The organism is Alphaproteobacteria bacterium, from assembly GCA_016699305.1.
Taxonomy (GTDB): Bacteria; Pseudomonadota; Alphaproteobacteria.
Genome location: CP064970.1, coordinates 789,254 through 804,814, shown reverse-complemented (window position 1 = coordinate 804,814; position 15,561 = coordinate 789,254). Strand labels below are relative to the sequence as shown.

Sequence of the window (15,561 nt, the reverse complement as noted above, 5' to 3'; positions counted from 1 at the left end):
ATTCCTTATCGCGAGAGGAAGTAGGTCAATTCATCATAGCTCTATCTTTCACATCTTAACAATCTCTTAAAATGTGAAAGCGCGGCCCCCTTGAGAGCCGCGCCCCGGTGTTACCCTGTGCGGTCATCGGCTTCCCAGCCTGTACCGCAATCCCGGCCCTAGTGTAGCGTCTGCATAGTGCTGTTGCAATGAGGGGTCCAGGGGGGCGAGGCCCCCCTGTGACCACGCGCCGAAATAAGGCGTTGGGGTCATCAAGCAATCAACTCTTGCGTGCCTGCAAGATGACAGGCAGAATGACGGGAGACACTGCGAACTCTGACTAGGATGGCAGGTTCATGGCGGGCAGAGCCTCTTTTTACGCTTGGCGGCACTGGGCACGCATTCTCGAGCGTCGCTTGACGACCGTGGCGCTTGTCTATCGCCAGCATGCCTATCTTGACCGCGCGGCGCGCGCCGAGCAGTTGCGTCAGCGTCTGGCGAACGGTTTTCTTCCTGTGGAACGCGCGCACATCGCCCCACGTCCTGGCATTCCCGGCACGGATGACCCGGTTCGCTTGCAAGAGCTGGCGATTTACCTGGCGCGCGACGCCTTGGTCGAGGCGTTGCAGGATATGCCCTTATGGTCTCAGGATATGCAGCGTTTGATGGAATGCTCGTGGCAAAGCGAAAGCGCGTGCGACCGCATCACCTCCGAGCTGTTTCATGGCCCCGCCCATGCCTTGGACGAGGGGATCGGCAGCGGTTACCCCGCCGATGGCCAATTGCCTTCGGTGATCGAGGACTTGATTGAATCGGAAAGCCTGTCTGGCGACCGCCTATCCGATGACGACGACTCGTGGCGCAGATCACGGGGCGGAACCCGTCAGGGCGAAGGTCAGGGAAAGGGCGCGGGCGATCATGCCCCGCCGCCCCTTATCGAGGCTGCCCAGGATATCGATGATCAACCCCGCCGCCGCTGGTTGGCAGGGGGTGCGCGGCAGATACGCCCGCCCGGACAGGTCGAATAGCCTGTGAAGAATGGCGGCCCCTGCGTCGCCCCCCGCGTCGCTTGCCCTGCTGTGTTTCGAAAGATAGGCTGGCGGGGGATATAGCGATGCTCTCTCGATAAGGAAAACGTGTTGATGGTTTCGACGGATTCTTCTGCGGCGCGTGTCTCTCTTATGGCGCGTTTCCAGCGTTATGTGTTGGCGGGTGCGTTATCGCTGGTTCCTTTGTGGGTAACCTGGCTGGTCTGCTCGCTGTTGTTCGATTTCCTGCTTCAGGTGGGCCGTCCGGGTGTGGCGGCGCTGGCGCGTTTGCTGCACCCCTCGCATCCTTTATTGGCCGAGGCCCTGCAAGAGCCGATGTTCCAAGGCGTCATGGCGTTGCTGGTCGTGGTATTGGCCTTGTATCTGCTGGGCTGGATCACCACCCATGTGGTGGGCCAAAAGCTGATGGGCGCGTTCGATCGCGTGATGGAGGGCATCCCCCTGGTCAAGAAAATCTATGGGGCGATGCGTAAACTGGTCTTGGCGCTAGAGCAAAAGCCCGACGGGCATAGCTGGAAAGTGGTGCTGATCGATTTTCCCTATCCGGGGGTCAAGGCGGTGGGCTTTGTGACGCGCATGCTGACCAATACGCAAGGCGGCCCGCCTTTGGCGACGGTGTTCGTGCCCACGGCGCCCAATCCCAGCTCGGGCTATTTAGAGATTTTGCCCATGGATCGCCTGACGGTGATGGATTGGACGTTCGAGGAAGCCATGCGCTATGTCGTGTCGGGCGGCGTGGTGGGGCCGGATCATGTCAGCTTTAAGCCGTCGGTTCCCGCTTTATGAAGCTGGTCACTTGGAACGTCAATTCGGTGCGCGTGCGCCTGGCGCAGGTTCAAGAGTTCTTGCGCCAGAACCAGCCCGATATGCTGGTGATGCAGGAAATCAAATGCGAGAGCGCGGCCTTTCCTGCGCTGGAGTTTCACGGGCTGGGCTATACGCATCAATTGGTTCTTGGACAAAAAGCCTATAACGGCGTCGCTCTGCTTAGCCGTCATCCGTTGGAGGATACGCGCCTGGGGCTGGTCACGCCCGACGAGCCGCAAGCGCGGTATCTTGAGGCGACGATTCAGGGGGTGCGCGTGGCGGGATTATACGCGCCCAATGGCCAGCCTGCCGATGGTCCTGCTCCCGGCAGCGAGAAATATCATGACAAGTTGGTCTGGCTGGATCGCCTGATCGCGCGCGCCCAGATCTTGCTAGAGATGGATATGCCGGTGGCGATGATGGGCGATTTCAACATCATCCCTCAATCGCGCGACGTGACAGATCCGCAAGCCTGGCAGGATCACGCCTTGTTCCATATCGAGGCGCGGCGGCGTTATCGCGCCTTATTGAACCAAGGCTGGACGGATTCTTTGCGCGCCCTGCATCCCCAGGACGACCACCTCTTCACATTCTGGGATTATCAAGACAACGCCTTTGCGCGTGACGATGGCTTGCGGATCGATCATGTGCTGCTCTCGCCCGAGGCGGCGGATCGTTTGTCGGCTTGCACGGTCGAACGCGCCACGCGCGAAGGGGAAAGACCTTCGGACCATGCCGCCGTCTCCGTCGTCTTGGCCGATGCGCCGCGTCGGGATTGACGAAGAAAGGGGCGGAAAAGATGACCGTGCTGCTCTACACCCATCCTGCATGTCTTGAACACGATACCGGCCCCGGTCATGTGGAAAGCGCCGATAGGTTGCGCGCCGTGCTGGCGGCTTTGGACGGTCCCGATTTTTCCGCTCTGGCCCGCCGCATCGCGCCCTTGGCGCATGAATCCCAGATTGAGAGAGTGCATGAACGCCCCTATTTGGCCGATTTGGCCGTTTGGCTGCAAAGCGCCGACACGGTGCCTCTTGATGGCGGCGACACCATCATCGGTCCAGGCTCGGCCCGGGCGATGCGCCGCGCGGCGGGCGCGGGCTGCGCGGCGGTGGGCGAGGTTTTTCATCCCGATGGCGCGTCACGGCGCGCTTTTTGCGCCGTGCGCCCGCCCGGCCATCATGCCGAGCCAGGGCGCGGGATGGGATTCTGCCTGCTGAACAATGTGGCCATCGCGGCTGCCGAGGCTTTGGCCGCCGGTCATGCCACGCGCGTGGCGATTGCGGATTTCGACGTGCATCACGGCAACGGCACGCAGGCTTGGGCGCAAGGGCATTCGGATGTCCTGTTTCTGTCGTCGCACCAAGTGCCGTTATATCCGGGCACGGGCATGGCCGAAGAAACGGGGCGCTTTGGCAATATCCTGAACGCGCCCTTGGCCCCCGGTTCCGGTTCTGCCGAGTTCCGCGCGGCCTGGCTTTGGCATTTGTTGCCCGCTCTGGATCGGTTCAAGCCTCAATTGATCCTGATTTCTGCGGGCTTTGATGCGCACCGGCGCGACCCCTTGGCCAGCTTGAATCTAGAAGCCGGCGATTTCGCCTGGATCACGGCGCAGTTATGCCAGTCGGCCAACCGCCATGCGGGGGGCAGGGTGGTTTCCTTCCTGGAAGGCGGCTATGACCTTGATGCTTTGGCCGAATGCAGCGCCGCTCATGTTCGAGAGCTGATGGGGGCATGACGAGGCATTTCCGCATCGTGAATGGTGCAAAACTTGTCTTAGGCCTTGAATTCGTCCTGCTTTGGTTGGGCGTGCCGACGATCATTCTGGCTTTTCGCTTGGCCCCTTATATGTTCGTGTTCCTTTGGAGCGCGACGGCGTATTGCGCTTGGATCTATCGGCGGCATTTTTGGACAGGCTGGCGCGATTTGTGGCGTTGGGAAGCGGTGCGCTGGGACAATCTGCGGCCCATCTTGATCCGCTGGGCGATATGCTGTGTGGGGCTGGTGATTCTGGTGGCGGTGATGGATCCGGATCGCATGTTTCAGTTGGTGCGGCGTCGGCCGGATTTTGTACCGTTTTTGCTGGTGCTGTATCCCTTGCTATCGGCGCTGCCGCAAGAGTTTATCTTTTGCAGCGTTTTCTTTAAACGCTACGCGCCGTTCTTTCCTTCTGACCGATGGCGCATCCTCGCCAGCGCGCTGACATTCGCCTATGCCCATGTCCTGTTCATCAATTGGGTCGCGCCGGTTCTTAGCCTGGTCGCGGGGTTTATCTTTGCCCGCACTTTCGCGCGAACGCGTTCCTTGGCCTTGGTGGCGATAGAGCATGGCCTATACGGCAATGCGTTGTTTTTGGTGGGGCTGGGTTGGTATTTTTATGGCGGGGCGCACGGATAAGGGATTGGCTATGCCGCAAGGTCGCTTTGATGATCGGTGGCGGTGATCCATCCGCCGCCCAACAGGCGGTCGCCATCGTAGAACACACCGGCTTGGCCAGGGGCGATACCCGTCAGGGGCGCGTCCAACATCACCTGAACGCCGCCATCGGGCAGGGGAGTGATGCGGGCAGGGGCGGGGGGCTGGGCCGAGCGCATCTTGATATCGACGCGCAAAGGCTCGCCATCGGGTGCGGGGGGCGGGATCAGCCAATTCACATCGCGCAGGTGGACGCGGTTTTGCCCCAGGGCCGATAAGGGGCCGACGATCACCTCTTGCTTGGTTGCATCCAGCTGCATGACATAAAGCGGCTCGCCGCTGTTGTCGGTGGTGCCAAGTCCGCGCCTTTGGCCGATGGTGTAATGGATAATGCCTTCATGTTGGCCCAAAACGCGGCCATCCAGATGCACGATTTTCCCAGGAATGGCCGCATCGGGGCGCAGACGGGTGACCACATCGCTATAGCGGCCCGAGGGGACAAAGCAAATATCCTGACTATCGGGTTTCTCCGCCACGGCCAGGCCCATTTCGGCGGCCAGCGCGCGGACTTGTGGCTTTTCCATGCCGCCCAAGGGAAAGCGCAACATGGCCAGCTGCTGGGGCGTGGTGGTGAACAGGAAATAGCTTTGATCGCGATTCGCGTCATGGGCGCGATAAATGGCGGGGCCTTGGGGGTCCTCCTTGCGGCGCACATAATGACCCGTGGCCAAGGCCGCCGCGCCCAGATCATGCGCGACTTGCATCAGGTCGCGGAACTTGACCTTTTGATTGCAGCGCACGCAAGGGATGGGCGTCTCGCCACGGCGATAGCTGTCCACGAAGTCGTCGATCACGTCGCGCTGAAACTGCGCCTCATAGTCCAGGACATAATGGGGAAATCCCAGTTTTTCGGCGATGGCCTTGGCGTCGCGGATGTCGCGTCCGGCGCAACATGCGCCCTTGCGCGCCATGGCCGCGCCATGATCGTAAAGCTGCAACGTCACGCCAATTACGTCGAAGCCGCGCTGAACCAAAGCCGCCGCCGTGACCGAGCTATCCACGCCGCCGGACATGGCCACCACCACCCGCGCGCCATGAGGCAGGCCGGCAAGGCTTTCGTCGAGCGTTTGGCTAAGCATGTCCGAGGGCATAAGACGGTTTCCTTAAGAGCGAGGCGGCAGTATAACCCAGCCAAGCCCAGGAGACCAAAACTTGCCATGACACAACCCGCCCGCGCGACACTTGATCCCCAGGAAGTGGCCACTTTTGATCGGATCGCCGAGCATTGGTGGGACCCTTCCGGTCCCTTGCGGATGCTGCACCGGATGAATCCGGCGCGATTACGCTGCATTGGTGATATTGCCGCCAAGGCCCTGGATATTCCGTCCGATCCCGCTTCGCGCCATCCTCTGCGCGGAGTCACCGTGCTGGATATCGGCTGTGGCGGCGGCCTTTTATGTGAGCCGCTGGCGCGTCAAGGCGCGGCGGTAACCGGCCTAGATGCCAGCCCCAAGGCCATTCAGGTGGCCCGCCGCCATGCCAAAGATCACGGATTGGAAATCGCCTATCATGCCGCCAGCCTTGATACGGCATCTTTGCGTCCGGGCAGTTTCGACTTGGTTCTGGGCATGGAGATCATCGAACATACCGCCGATGCCGGGACCTTCGTCCAAGCTGCCGCGAAAGCGGTCAGGCCGGGCGGCGCGTTGATCTTGTCCACGCTTAACCGCACATGGATGGCGCGGTTGCTGGCGGTGGAGCTGGCCGAACATGTCCTGGGCTGGGCCGAGCCGGGTTCGCATGATTGGCACCGATTCCTGCGTCCGCACGAACTGGCGCGGCTGGTGCGTCAGCAGGGGATGGAAGTCGGGGGCATCATGGGGATGCCCTTTGATCCTCTGACGGGCGCATTCAGCCTGTCACCGCATAAGCTAGGCATCAATTACATGCTCTGGGCCAGGAAGTTGCCCTAAGGCTTTACCCCAGCAAAGCCTTACCACCATGATCGGCGACCCATTCGCGCAGCGGGGTCAGCGGACGGGCACCCGGATGGCCGATGACTGACGAAAACGCGAAAGGCGCGTGTCTGAATCGGAGAAACCTGTCGTTATGTGTCCGCGGTCGCTTTCTGAACGTTAGAATCTGTGCTAGTCTGCTCAACGGGGCAGGAAATATTCGAATGCCCCGATGCAACCATCGTAATAACCAATGAGAGGAGTCGCCAACATGTCGAATAATCTACACAGCTGGTCTTCGTTCCCTGGTGGTGGTGGAGCCGGCTAAATTTTTTGGAGAGGGATTTGGAGGAATGCCGATCCTTTAGGAGGGTCGTGCCTTCTATCTGAATCTCTCTCCATGACATCTTTATACAAGTGACTTCCGCCTTCGCCGCATGTGCGAGGGTAGGTTGAATGGGAGAGGACCTAATTGGAGTTTTGACGTATTTATGGCATGAGATACCGATGCCGTCACCGGAGTAAATTAAATGGATCTAGAAGACCGAATCTCAGCGATTGAAGAAAGAAACAAGAAAGTCACCGTCGATAAGGCTTGGGAAATAAGTCTTACCCGAAGGTTATCTATTGTTTTTGTGACGTATATTTGCGGAAGTCTAATATTTATCTTCATAATTCCAACCGCAGAATGGTATTTGGCTGCAATAGTGCCTGTTGCAGGATATGTCCTTTCAACATTGGGGTTGCCTTGGGTGCGAAAATTCTGGGAGAGCATCAATAGCTACACTTCATAAGTTTCTTTTGGCGCACTGAATCCCCCTCCGCCTTCGCCGCATGTGCGAGGGTAGATTTAAGGGGGAGACCATTGCCCCGGCCAGGGCTGTGCTGATTCAGAAAAAATGTATCTTATCCCAGCAGGGCCTTACCGCCATGTTCGGCGACCCATTCGCGCAGCGGGGTCAGCGGACGGGCACCCGGATGGCCGATGATCTCGGCGGCGCATAAGGACCCTAGGCGACCACAATCGGCCAGCACCGCCCTGTTCTCGGCACGGTTGGATCGGTTGCTGACGGGAAGCGTGCGGAATCAAAGCGGCTGACCAAGCGGTTAAGGCTGATTCAGATATAGGTGGGCGTACTGCGCGATAAAGAAAACGCATTTAGTTGCGATATCGTTATTCATAATCATCTTCGATGAATTGCACAAAAGGGTTTTGCCGCCATGTCCTTTGCTCCAGCGCGTCCACAAGAGAAAATCCATTATTCGCCCATCGCCGTGGGGGATGATCGGGGTTATCTGCGCGATATTCTTGCCCGCGCCTTTCGTGCGGCGCGAGACTTCGATAATTCGGATGCAAGCATCGATGCCTTAACAGAGGCACTCGCCCCGTTCGACAACCTCGCTTTAGAGCGCGGCAAGGACAGCGCGTTGAACCGCGATGCCGTCGAATCCAGCCTCAGCCGCCATGCGCGCGGGCCTGGCCATAAACCGGTCACGGTCAGTGATTTGTTGGATCTTGCGATGCGAAACTTTGCCCGTCGTCTAAACAACGACACGGTGTCCTTCATCACATTCCAGACCGATCTAGAGTTCCTACCCACCCACGGACAAAAGCCGATACAAACCGGTAGTGGCGCGGGGATGGATTCGATTCGGCTGGAACCGCGCTTGAATCAGGTGCTGCTTTTCCTGGCGCAGAACGACATATCGACATCGGATTACCGAGTTCTTGACGGCGTCCTCGACCCAAAAGGGATGCGTCGGCGCGGTTATCGGATCGTACAGATACCGCGCTTGGATCGGGAAATCGCCGTTTGCGATCAAGCAGGTCAGGCCATCTATGTCGCCCAGGGGCAACCCGGCCCGTTATTTTGGGCCAGTTATAGCAAGGAACAACTGCGCCACATGCCCCACATCACCCGCGTGGCGATGGATTTAACCTGGCAAGACAGACTGGCGGCGGCGGTGCTGAGCGACAATCCACCGCGCCCGAAAACCGTATTAAGCAGTGCTCCGGCTTTCCCGCTGACCGAAGGGATCATCTTAACCCATGCGCTTTTATGGGCAAGGGATCATGACGGCAAATTACCGCATGACAAGAGTGGCGATATTCCCGGCATGTCGGGACAGACTTGGACGATGTGGTCCAAAGCCCTTACAAACCAGCGTCGAGGCCTGACGCGCGAGGGCTGCAAGGGGCTTAGTCATCTTTTTAATATCTATGGATTGAAGAAGGGAAAAAAGGAAGTTCCCGAGGTGATCGAACCGGCCATCATGCGCATGAATGAGGGTCAGCAGCATGGATTGACCGAGATTGATGACGTTCCAGAAACAGGCTTTCGAGTGACCGAGGACCTCATCTTAACTCATGCCTTGCTCTGGGCGCGGGATCATGACGGCAAGTTGCCTGCAACATATAGTGGCGATATTCCCGGCATGTCGGGACAGAATTGGGGTATGTGGACCATAGCCCTTCGCTGTCGAAATCGCGGCCTGACGCGCGAGGGCTGCAAGGGGCTGAACCATCTTTTTAACATCTACGGATTGAAGATAGGACGCAAGGAAGCTCCTGAGAAGATCGCCGAGGCCATCGGGCGCATAAACGAAGGACAGCCGCATGGGTTGACCGAAACGAATGCGTCTTCTTTGCTGACCGAGGAGATCATCTTAACCCATGCGCTTTTATGGGCGCGGGATCATGATGGTATTTTGCCGTCTAACAGGAGCGGCGATATTCCCGGCATGTCGGGACAGAATTGGGGAATGTGGAGAAAAGCCCTTACATACCAGCGTCGAGGCCTGACGCGCGAGGGCTGCAAGGGGCTGAGCCATCTTTTCAACATCTACGGATTAAAGATAGAACAAAAGGAAGTCCCAGAGAAGATCGCCGAGGCCATCGGGCGCATAGATGCTGGGCTACCCCATGGATTGGTGCCTTCCACGGATTCCAGCCCCGCACGACCACAGGGGCGGCTTGTACCCCAAGTGCCATCCGGCCATACCATTGAACCGTAGTGAGGATTTGCAATAGCAAGTTTCGCTAACAGTGTTCTATCGGCACTTATCCCAGCAAAGCCTTACCGCCATGCTCGGCGACCCATTCGCGCAGCGGGGTCAGCGGACGGGCACCCGGATGGCCGATGATCTCGGCGGCGCATAAGGACCCTAGGCGACCACAATCGGCCAGCTCGATGCCACGCACCAAGCCCGATAGGAACCCAGCGGCAAATAAATCGCCCGCGCCCGTCGTATCCACCACAGGATTGATGGTGGCCGCCGGCACCACATGACGCTTGCCGTGCGATACGATCACGCAGCCTTTCTCGGCCCGTGTAAGGGCGGCGATGTCGCAATGTTCTTGAACCTGACGAATGGCCTGCTCGAAATCCTCGGTCTCATAAAGGGCACAGATTTCGGTTTCATTGCCCAGCACAACATCGACATGGCCGCGCACAAGGGCCAGGAAGTCATTGCGGTGGTTCTGCACGCACCATTCGGCTGAAAGCGATAAAGCGACCTTGCTGCCCGCGCTGTGCGCGATATCGGCGGCCCTTAAGAAGGCGGCTTTGGCGGCGGGCTGGTCGAACAGATAGCCCTCTAACAGCAGGTATTTTGAATTGCGGATGGTGTCGGGATCCAAGTCTTCGGCTCCCAACGCCATGCAAGCGCCCAGATGCGTGATCAGAGTACGGTCGCCATCGCGCGAGACCAAACACAAGCAACAGCCCGTGGGCATCTCGGGATGTGACATGGTTTCGAACTTGACCCCTTGGGCGCGTAGATCGTGGCGCAGGATATCACCCCATGCGTCCGAGCCGATTTTGCCGGTCAGTGCCGTTTGTTGGCCCAAGGCGGCCAGCGCCGCAATGGAATTGGCCACCGACCCGCCTGACATCTCAACGCCGGGACCGGACAGGTCGTAAATCTGGTTGATCCGATCTGAATCGGCCAATGAGGACGATCCTTTGACGATGCCATTTTGATCAAGAAAATCATCGGGAACCTGGATCACAATATCCAGCAATGGATTGCCGATTCCGACAACGTCAAAAGAGGTAGGGGCGGGGGTCGTCATGCGGCGAATCCTTAGGAAAGACAGATAGAAGGCTTCCTTGTATGCCCTGCCTTGGGCCGCCGTTGCAAGAGGGCTGCCGGACGCCTAAGTATAGGGGTAGGATTGTTTCAGATAAGGCTGTTCCCGTGAATGACGAGTCATCAAGCGGTTTAGGGCAAAGACTGGGACGCTATGCACGCGTCGGCGCGGCCATGGGCGGCGTGGCGGCGCGTGTGGCCGGTCACAAACTGACCGGACGCGAGCCGGAACCGGAGGCCCTGGCCCGTGATTTGCGTGGCGCATTGGGCGGGTTGAAAGGCCCCTTGATGAAGGCGGCGCAGATTCTGGCCGCTTTGCCCGATGTGATCCCTCCTGAATACGCCAAAGAACTGGCCCAATTGCAGTCCGACGCTCCGCCTATGGGCTGGCTGTTCGTCAAGCGCCGCATGACCGGTGAATTGGGGCAGGATTGGCCGCAACGTTTTCGCCATTTCGAGCGCGAGGCCAGCGCCGCCGCTTCCCTAGGGCAGGTTCATCGTGCCGTGGGATTACAAGGCGAGGATATGGCTTGTAAGCTGCAATATCCCGATATGGACTCGGTCGTTACCGCCGATCTGCGGCAATTGGCCTTGGTCCTTGGCGTGTTCGAGCGTTACGACAAGGCGCTTTCGACACGCCACGTCCAGGCGGAAATCGGTGCGCGTTTGCGTGAGGAGCTGGATTATCAACACGAGGCCCGCAACATGGCGTTGTTCGCCGACATGCTGGCCAAGCTGCCCGATGTGCATGTGCCGCGGGTGTATTCCGAGCTGTCCACAAACCGCTTGTTGACCATGTCCTGGATGGAGGGCGAACGTCTCGACGCCGTGGATGGTCGCTCGCTTGCCGACCGCAACGCTGTGGCCATGAACATGTTTCGCGCGTGGTATCGGCCATTTTACGGTTATGGCGTCATTCACGGCGATCCGCATCCGGGCAATTACAGCTTTCGCGCGGATAACAGCGTCAATCTGTTGGATTTTGGCTGCGTGCGCGTGTTCCCGGCGCATCTGGTGGGCGCGGTGGTGGAGCTGTACATGGCTTTGCGCGACAACGACGAAGACCGCGCCATCGCCGCCTATGAGAATTGGGGCTTTCATGGCATCTCGCGTGAGATGGCGCAGGTGCTGAACATCTGGGCGCGATTCCTTTATGCCCCGTTGTTGGAAGATCGTACGCGTCTGATCGAGGAAACCAACACGGGGGCCTTTGGTCGCCAGACCGCCAGCCGTGTGCATCAAGAACTGCGCAAGCTGGGCGGCGGGGTGGAAGTGCCGCGCGCCTTTGTCCTGATGGATCGTGCCGCCGTGGGGCTGGGCGGCGTGTTCTTACGCTTGCGCGCTGAAGTGAATTGGCACAGACTGTTTAACGAGCTGGTAGATGGTTTTAGCGTGGCCGATCTGCATAAGCGCCAGCGTCTTTTATTGAAAAAACACGGCTGTCCCCCTCCTCAAGAAGACGAAGACGGCCCGACAGATACTATGGCGGCTCGGTCGAAGACTCGCAAAAAATAGGAATAATATATTGATATTATTATGTATTGGGTGAAGTTGCATGTTTTTATAGGGCCAACTCATCGTTGCTTAAGCGTTTCGTAGGATTGATGCGTTAGGATGACGGCGGTGAAAAGTCTCAAGCTTTAGAAAGGTCCTCCCCATGCACTCCGTGATCCCCGTGGCCATTTTGTGGAGCAACATGGACGATGAGGCGCTGCAAAGCTTGAAAGACGCGCTGACACGTGCCGAAGGGGTTGAAGCAACCCTGGCTTTGATTGCCTCGGGCAAGACGTTGGGCGATGCCGCGCATGGACGCAGCACGGCGTTTCAACAGGCAAGAGACCTGGAAACGGTTTTTGATGTGCTTCAAGACGAAGCCATGCAGTTGCTGCATCAAGTCGGCAAGCAGGATATGGATGATCCGGAAGATAAGAATGGCGATCTGCCAGGACGGCTTGATATCAAGTTTTTGGATTGGGAGACCTCTTTGCGTTTGCGCATGATCCGCTGCCTTGAAACCATGGTCGCGCACAACGCTGTGCATCGCGGCGACGAGTCGGCGCGTTACGCCTTCATGCCTAAGAGCGAGCCGCAAAAAGGCGATCATGTCTCGGATTGGTTGGTGCTGGGGGCGGCAGGTTACATCAAAGGCCGCATGGCAGAACTGGATTGCGAGAGTAAGCGCATCTGATTGCTACCGCGCACGATACGGCAATCCCCCGACCTTTTGCGTCAGACGCTGCCGCCTAGTGCCGAACATGGCTACGAACAAAAGGCCCCCGAAGACCGTGGCTGACCTATGTCTGAACATTGTACGCGCACACCCCACCTATTGGCATCAGCATGAGCGGTCCTGGCCGACAAGGTTCCTGCACAATCACGCGATATTCTATACGCTCTGATCGGCTGCGGTGCGGCCCCGTTACCTCGGCCATTGCGCCCGAATAGAGCAGCGCAGAAGATGACACATCACCAACACACATATTCATGATCGGTGGATATGTGGCCTAAAGCTGCCGCGTGCGATATGCTTGGCCGATCAAACAACAAGGATCATGTCATGGTTTCGCGGTTAAGAAATCCAGCCAACCCAGCTCTTAGGGCACAAGGTTTGATGGATAGTGTGATTGCGTTATGCGGGCAGCGCGGCGAGCGTTTGACGTCCTTGCGCCGCGAAGTCCTGACCATACTGGAAAAGCTGGACCAGCCGCGCACGGCCTATCAGATTCTGGGCTTTATCAACAAAAAGCGTAGCCCGAAACTTGCCGCGATGAGTTTGTATCGCGTGCTGGACTTTTTGATAACGCTGGACGTGGTATTAAAATCCGACAGCGACAACACATATCGTTTGTGCCTGGATCATGGCCACGCTCATGGGCATCTGGTGATGATTTGTGATTCATGTGGCCATAGGCAAGAAATTACGGATCGGTTCGCCGCTAAAAAACTGCACGAACTGGCCGACAGATACGAGCATCACCTGCAGCATCATGTGATCGAAATGCACGGCCAGTGCGCGAAGTGCTATGAAGCACATTAGGCGCTATACATAAAGGGCATATTCGGTGGACTTCGGGAGGAGCTTAGGCCGGGTACAATCCGCCGTATGAGGCACATTATCGGTGTTGATGCGGATTGCAGAAAAATTAGGCGGCAGAATGGGGCTTGTTGTCCCAAGAGGATATTGATGATTTTCGCAGAACAGGGTTTCTGCCATTGAAGCGGCAAAACGCGCTCCCATTATACGAGCAGATCCCTGGTGTATTTGTGCGGATAACCGCAAGAAAGAATGGGTTTCTGGGTAGCTAAGGCCTGAGATATCAAAAACCAAACGATCATCATAGCCATGCCGGCGGTGTATATCTGGCATGGCAAAACGAGATGCCGCACCGATCCACTGCTGATGACATTTATCTTGCAAGAGGTTCCGTTTCCATGCGCCGCCTAAGAAATCCTGCACAACGTGCTCGGCATTGTGAATCATGACGTGAATCGCTCCCGCCAAGCGCGTCATGACGGGAGCGCGGGCACACAACACAACGGATGCCTGGATATCGGCCAACGCGATTTCCGGCCTTTCGGCCATCACCTTGCTTTCCTGTCTTTGCTGCTCCATTTCTGGTGGAGCCCGATACTGGCGTGTGCCTGCCGACGATGTCTTGGTGTTCTGATTCTGCAATAACAGTTGCGGCACAGGAATTGAACCAAAAACATGGGGTAGTGCCTTGCGCCAGCTCTGCCAATATAGGGTTAAGATGATTTGTAAGTGCTCTTGAAGATTTTTAATCCCCAATCCCTGGTTATCGAATGTCGTCATGGCTTTTTCTGACAAGGCACGGTGCGAAGGGTGCCACCAATGATCGCTGATCTTTGGTGTGTCATGGTCGTGATAGGGGATGCACGTGATGTAATTGTGGTCGGGCAGCATACCGCCTACATTCAAGGTACGAAAAACGCTGATAATGGCTGGGATGATATCGCAAGAATCAGAAGTCGTGTCGTGTAATCGTGGCCAGGAACTTTTCAAGATATTGACGACAGGTGATCTTTCTAGATCGGTTATGAATGTTCGAACGACATGTTCTTGTGTGTGCAGATAGCGTGGATCCATGCCGAGTGCGCGGTTAGCATCACGGGCGCGTTCAAGCATGGTCACAACATGTCGCCTGGATTCTTGGCTCGGCAGTTGCGCGATGGGCCAGCCCATGTCGGGATCATAGGGCAAATCAGCCTGGCGCAAGGGGGTCGCCCATGACGACATGGCTGCACCCGCCAGAGCTATGCGGACTGTCAGTGGCCACTCAGCAAATTTTCTCCACTGCTCACCGGGATGCTTGTCCCAAATATCATTCGCTGCCCGTAGCCATTTTTTGTGTATATCACCAGATTCGTGGCCGTCCGGGATATCCATGAGTTCTTCATAGATCGCGGCTAGACGGCCATATAATGGCTGTGGAATAGGAGGTCCGTACATGAATGCCTTTTCCGCAAGTTCATATCGTTGCATGTATAACCAATAAAACGATGTGTATTATACATGGCATGACGCCTTCCGGCAAGACAAGCTATATCCTATTGATAATGCAGGAAATGTTTCGCATCTTATGGGTGGCCTTACCCATAGATGATGCAATCTTAAGTAAGGAATGAATTTGCCCGGGGTGCTGGATCAGACTGCCTAGGATATCCAAACACCGAGGACGGCCATTCTCGCCAAAGGGCAATAAGGCAGCGGGGGGGAGGCTATGTTGTGCTGTATCCACGATAACACGTAAGACAGCAAACGGCGCGGCCATGGGGGCCGCGGCTTGCGCCATTCCAGCGCTTTCCTGGTCTGCGGCCAGGCATGCGCTGCGCTCGAATAAATCGGCTTTGAGCGCGGCGGTAGGGACAATGTCACCTTCCGACCAGATCATTCCGTCATAAGCTTGGGGCAGTGCGGCGCGTAAACGGGCTGTTAGTGCGGAATCGGCGGTCCAGACGGCGTCATAGGTTAGAACCTTAGTGCCAATGACCACATCGCCGGGTTTCAGATGGGGGGCCAAGGCTCCCGCGACGCCAAAGCTGAGCAGGGCGGTCACGCCCTCGTCCAGCATCTGTGTGGCGGCATGCTGGGCTAAGCGACGCTGGCCGGCTGCGCAAGCGACATCGGACGTCAAACACCGCGCATATCGCGCTTCGACTTCCATGCCACAGATAACGCCCAAACGGTCAGCCAAGCCCATCTGCGCCTCCGTGCGAGGGGATCAGGGGAAATAACGTCAAAA

14 protein-coding genes are annotated in these 15,561 nt (G+C 57.4%); 10 read left to right on the top strand and 4 right to left on the bottom strand.

All coding sequences use genetic code 11. The features are described from left to right. Positions 1 to 335: 335 nt before the first annotated feature. From IPI58_03725 to IPI58_03705, 5 genes are all read left to right on the top strand, one after another. Complete coding sequence (locus tag IPI58_03725) at positions 336 to 1,007, top strand: hypothetical protein (protein QQR69770.1); 672 nt, start codon at positions 336 to 338, stop codon at positions 1,005 to 1,007. 114 nt (positions 1,008 to 1,121) lie between these two features. After that, positions 1,122 to 1,814: a DUF502 domain-containing protein gene (locus tag IPI58_03720; GenBank protein ID QQR69769.1), complete on the top strand. Its 693-nt coding sequence runs from the start codon at positions 1,122 to 1,124 to the stop codon at positions 1,812 to 1,814. Then, complete coding sequence (gene xth / locus IPI58_03715) at positions 1,811 to 2,614, top strand: exodeoxyribonuclease III (GenBank protein ID QQR69768.1); 804 nt, start codon at positions 1,811 to 1,813, stop codon at positions 2,612 to 2,614. The genes IPI58_03720 and xth overlap by 4 nt, the downstream gene beginning before the upstream one ends. Before the next feature lie 20 nt (positions 2,615 to 2,634). Next, positions 2,635 to 3,573, top strand: a complete 939-nt coding sequence (locus tag IPI58_03710) for a histone deacetylase family protein (protein QQR69767.1) — start codon at positions 2,635 to 2,637, stop codon at positions 3,571 to 3,573. Then, the gene (locus IPI58_03705; GenBank protein QQR69766.1) at positions 3,570 to 4,232 is read left to right on the top strand and encodes a CPBP family intramembrane metalloprotease; all 663 of its coding nucleotides are present in this window, start codon (positions 3,570 to 3,572) and stop codon (positions 4,230 to 4,232) included. The genes IPI58_03710 and IPI58_03705 overlap by 4 nt, the downstream gene beginning before the upstream one ends. Positions 4,233 to 4,240: 8 nt before the next feature. Here IPI58_03705 and mnmA read toward each other — a convergent pair whose 3' ends face one another. Next, positions 4,241 to 5,323 (bottom strand): tRNA 2-thiouridine(34) synthase MnmA, encoded by a 1,083-nt coding sequence (mnmA, locus tag IPI58_03700; GenBank protein ID QQR70034.1) that lies wholly within the window; start codon positions 5,321 to 5,323, stop codon positions 4,241 to 4,243. Positions 5,324 to 5,467: 144 nt separating this feature from the next. On the opposite strand from mnmA, the gene ubiG reads away from it, so the two are divergent. Then, complete coding sequence (gene ubiG, locus IPI58_03695) at positions 5,468 to 6,223, top strand: bifunctional 2-polyprenyl-6-hydroxyphenol methylase/3-demethylubiquinol 3-O-methyltransferase UbiG (protein QQR69765.1); 756 nt, start codon at positions 5,468 to 5,470, stop codon at positions 6,221 to 6,223. 1,203 nt (positions 6,224 to 7,426) lie between these two features. Beyond that, positions 7,427 to 9,220, top strand: a complete 1,794-nt coding sequence (locus tag IPI58_03690; protein ID QQR69764.1) for a hypothetical protein — start codon at positions 7,427 to 7,429, stop codon at positions 9,218 to 9,220. 46 nt (positions 9,221 to 9,266) lie between these two features. Here the strand turns inward: IPI58_03690 and IPI58_03685 are convergent, their stop codons facing one another. After that, positions 9,267 to 10,280 (bottom strand): adenosine kinase, encoded by a 1,014-nt coding sequence (locus tag IPI58_03685; GenBank protein ID QQR69763.1) that lies wholly within the window; start codon positions 10,278 to 10,280, stop codon positions 9,267 to 9,269. A 41-nt stretch (positions 10,281 to 10,321) separates the two neighbouring features. On the opposite strand from IPI58_03685, the gene IPI58_03680 reads away from it, so the two are divergent. The 3 genes from IPI58_03680 to IPI58_03670 all read left to right on the top strand — a co-directional run bounded on the left by IPI58_03680 (position 10,322) and on the right by IPI58_03670 (position 13,334). Further along, the gene (locus IPI58_03680; GenBank protein ID QQR69762.1) at positions 10,322 to 11,812 is read left to right on the top strand and encodes an AarF/ABC1/UbiB kinase family protein; all 1,491 of its coding nucleotides are present in this window, start codon (positions 10,322 to 10,324) and stop codon (positions 11,810 to 11,812) included. Between the two features lie 142 nt (positions 11,813 to 11,954). Further along, positions 11,955 to 12,485 (top strand): hypothetical protein, encoded by a 531-nt coding sequence (locus IPI58_03675; GenBank protein ID QQR69761.1) that lies wholly within the window; start codon positions 11,955 to 11,957, stop codon positions 12,483 to 12,485. Positions 12,486 to 12,908: 423 nt separating this feature from the next. Continuing rightward, positions 12,909 to 13,334 carry a transcriptional repressor gene (locus tag IPI58_03670; protein ID QQR69760.1) on the top strand — a complete coding sequence of 142 codons (426 nt, stop codon included), beginning with the start codon at positions 12,909 to 12,911 and terminating at the stop codon, positions 13,332 to 13,334. A gap of 3 nt (positions 13,335 to 13,337) precedes the next feature. Here IPI58_03670 and IPI58_03665 read toward each other — a convergent pair whose 3' ends face one another. After that, positions 13,338 to 14,705: a hypothetical protein gene (locus IPI58_03665; protein ID QQR69759.1), complete on the bottom strand. Its 1,368-nt coding sequence runs from the start codon at positions 14,703 to 14,705 to the stop codon at positions 13,338 to 13,340. A 154-nt stretch (positions 14,706 to 14,859) separates the two neighbouring features. Then, on the bottom strand, positions 14,860 to 15,519 hold the full coding sequence (locus tag IPI58_03660; GenBank protein QQR69758.1) for a hypothetical protein: 660 nt from the start codon (positions 15,517 to 15,519) through the stop codon (positions 14,860 to 14,862). Positions 15,520 to 15,561 lie beyond the last annotated feature (42 nt).

Excerpts from the sequence above, each read along its gene's own strand:
- IPI58_03705 (QQR69766.1), top strand. The coding sequence starts at position 3,570 with ATGACGAGGCATTTCCGCATCGTGAATGGTGCAAAACTTGTCTTAGGC.
- IPI58_03710 (QQR69767.1), top strand. The coding sequence starts at position 2,635 with ATGACCGTGCTGCTCTACACCCATCCTGCATGTCTTGAACACGATACC.
- IPI58_03660 (QQR69758.1), bottom strand. The coding sequence starts at position 15,519 with ATGGGCTTGGCTGACCGTTTGGGCGTTATCTGTGGCATGGAAGTCGAA.
- IPI58_03690 (QQR69764.1), top strand. The coding sequence starts at position 7,427 with ATGTCCTTTGCTCCAGCGCGTCCACAAGAGAAAATCCATTATTCGCCC.
- IPI58_03670 (QQR69760.1), top strand. The coding sequence starts at position 12,909 with ATGGATAGTGTGATTGCGTTATGCGGGCAGCGCGGCGAGCGTTTGACG.
- IPI58_03665 (QQR69759.1), bottom strand. The coding sequence starts at position 14,705 with ATGGATATCCCGGACGGCCACGAATCTGGTGATATACACAAAAAATGG.
- mnmA (QQR70034.1), bottom strand. The coding sequence starts at position 5,323 with ATGTCCGGCGGCGTGGATAGCTCGGTCACGGCGGCGGCTTTGGTTCAG.
- ubiG (QQR69765.1), top strand. The coding sequence starts at position 5,468 with ATGACACAACCCGCCCGCGCGACACTTGATCCCCAGGAAGTGGCCACT.
- xth (QQR69768.1), top strand. The coding sequence starts at position 1,811 with ATGAAGCTGGTCACTTGGAACGTCAATTCGGTGCGCGTGCGCCTGGCG.
- IPI58_03685 (QQR69763.1), bottom strand. The coding sequence starts at position 10,280 with ATGACGACCCCCGCCCCTACCTCTTTTGACGTTGTCGGAATCGGCAAT.
- IPI58_03725 (QQR69770.1), top strand. The coding sequence starts at position 336 with ATGGCGGGCAGAGCCTCTTTTTACGCTTGGCGGCACTGGGCACGCATT.
- IPI58_03720 (QQR69769.1), top strand. The coding sequence starts at position 1,122 with ATGGTTTCGACGGATTCTTCTGCGGCGCGTGTCTCTCTTATGGCGCGT.
- IPI58_03680 (QQR69762.1), top strand. The coding sequence starts at position 10,322 with ATGCCCTGCCTTGGGCCGCCGTTGCAAGAGGGCTGCCGGACGCCTAAG.
- IPI58_03675 (QQR69761.1), top strand. The coding sequence starts at position 11,955 with ATGCACTCCGTGATCCCCGTGGCCATTTTGTGGAGCAACATGGACGAT.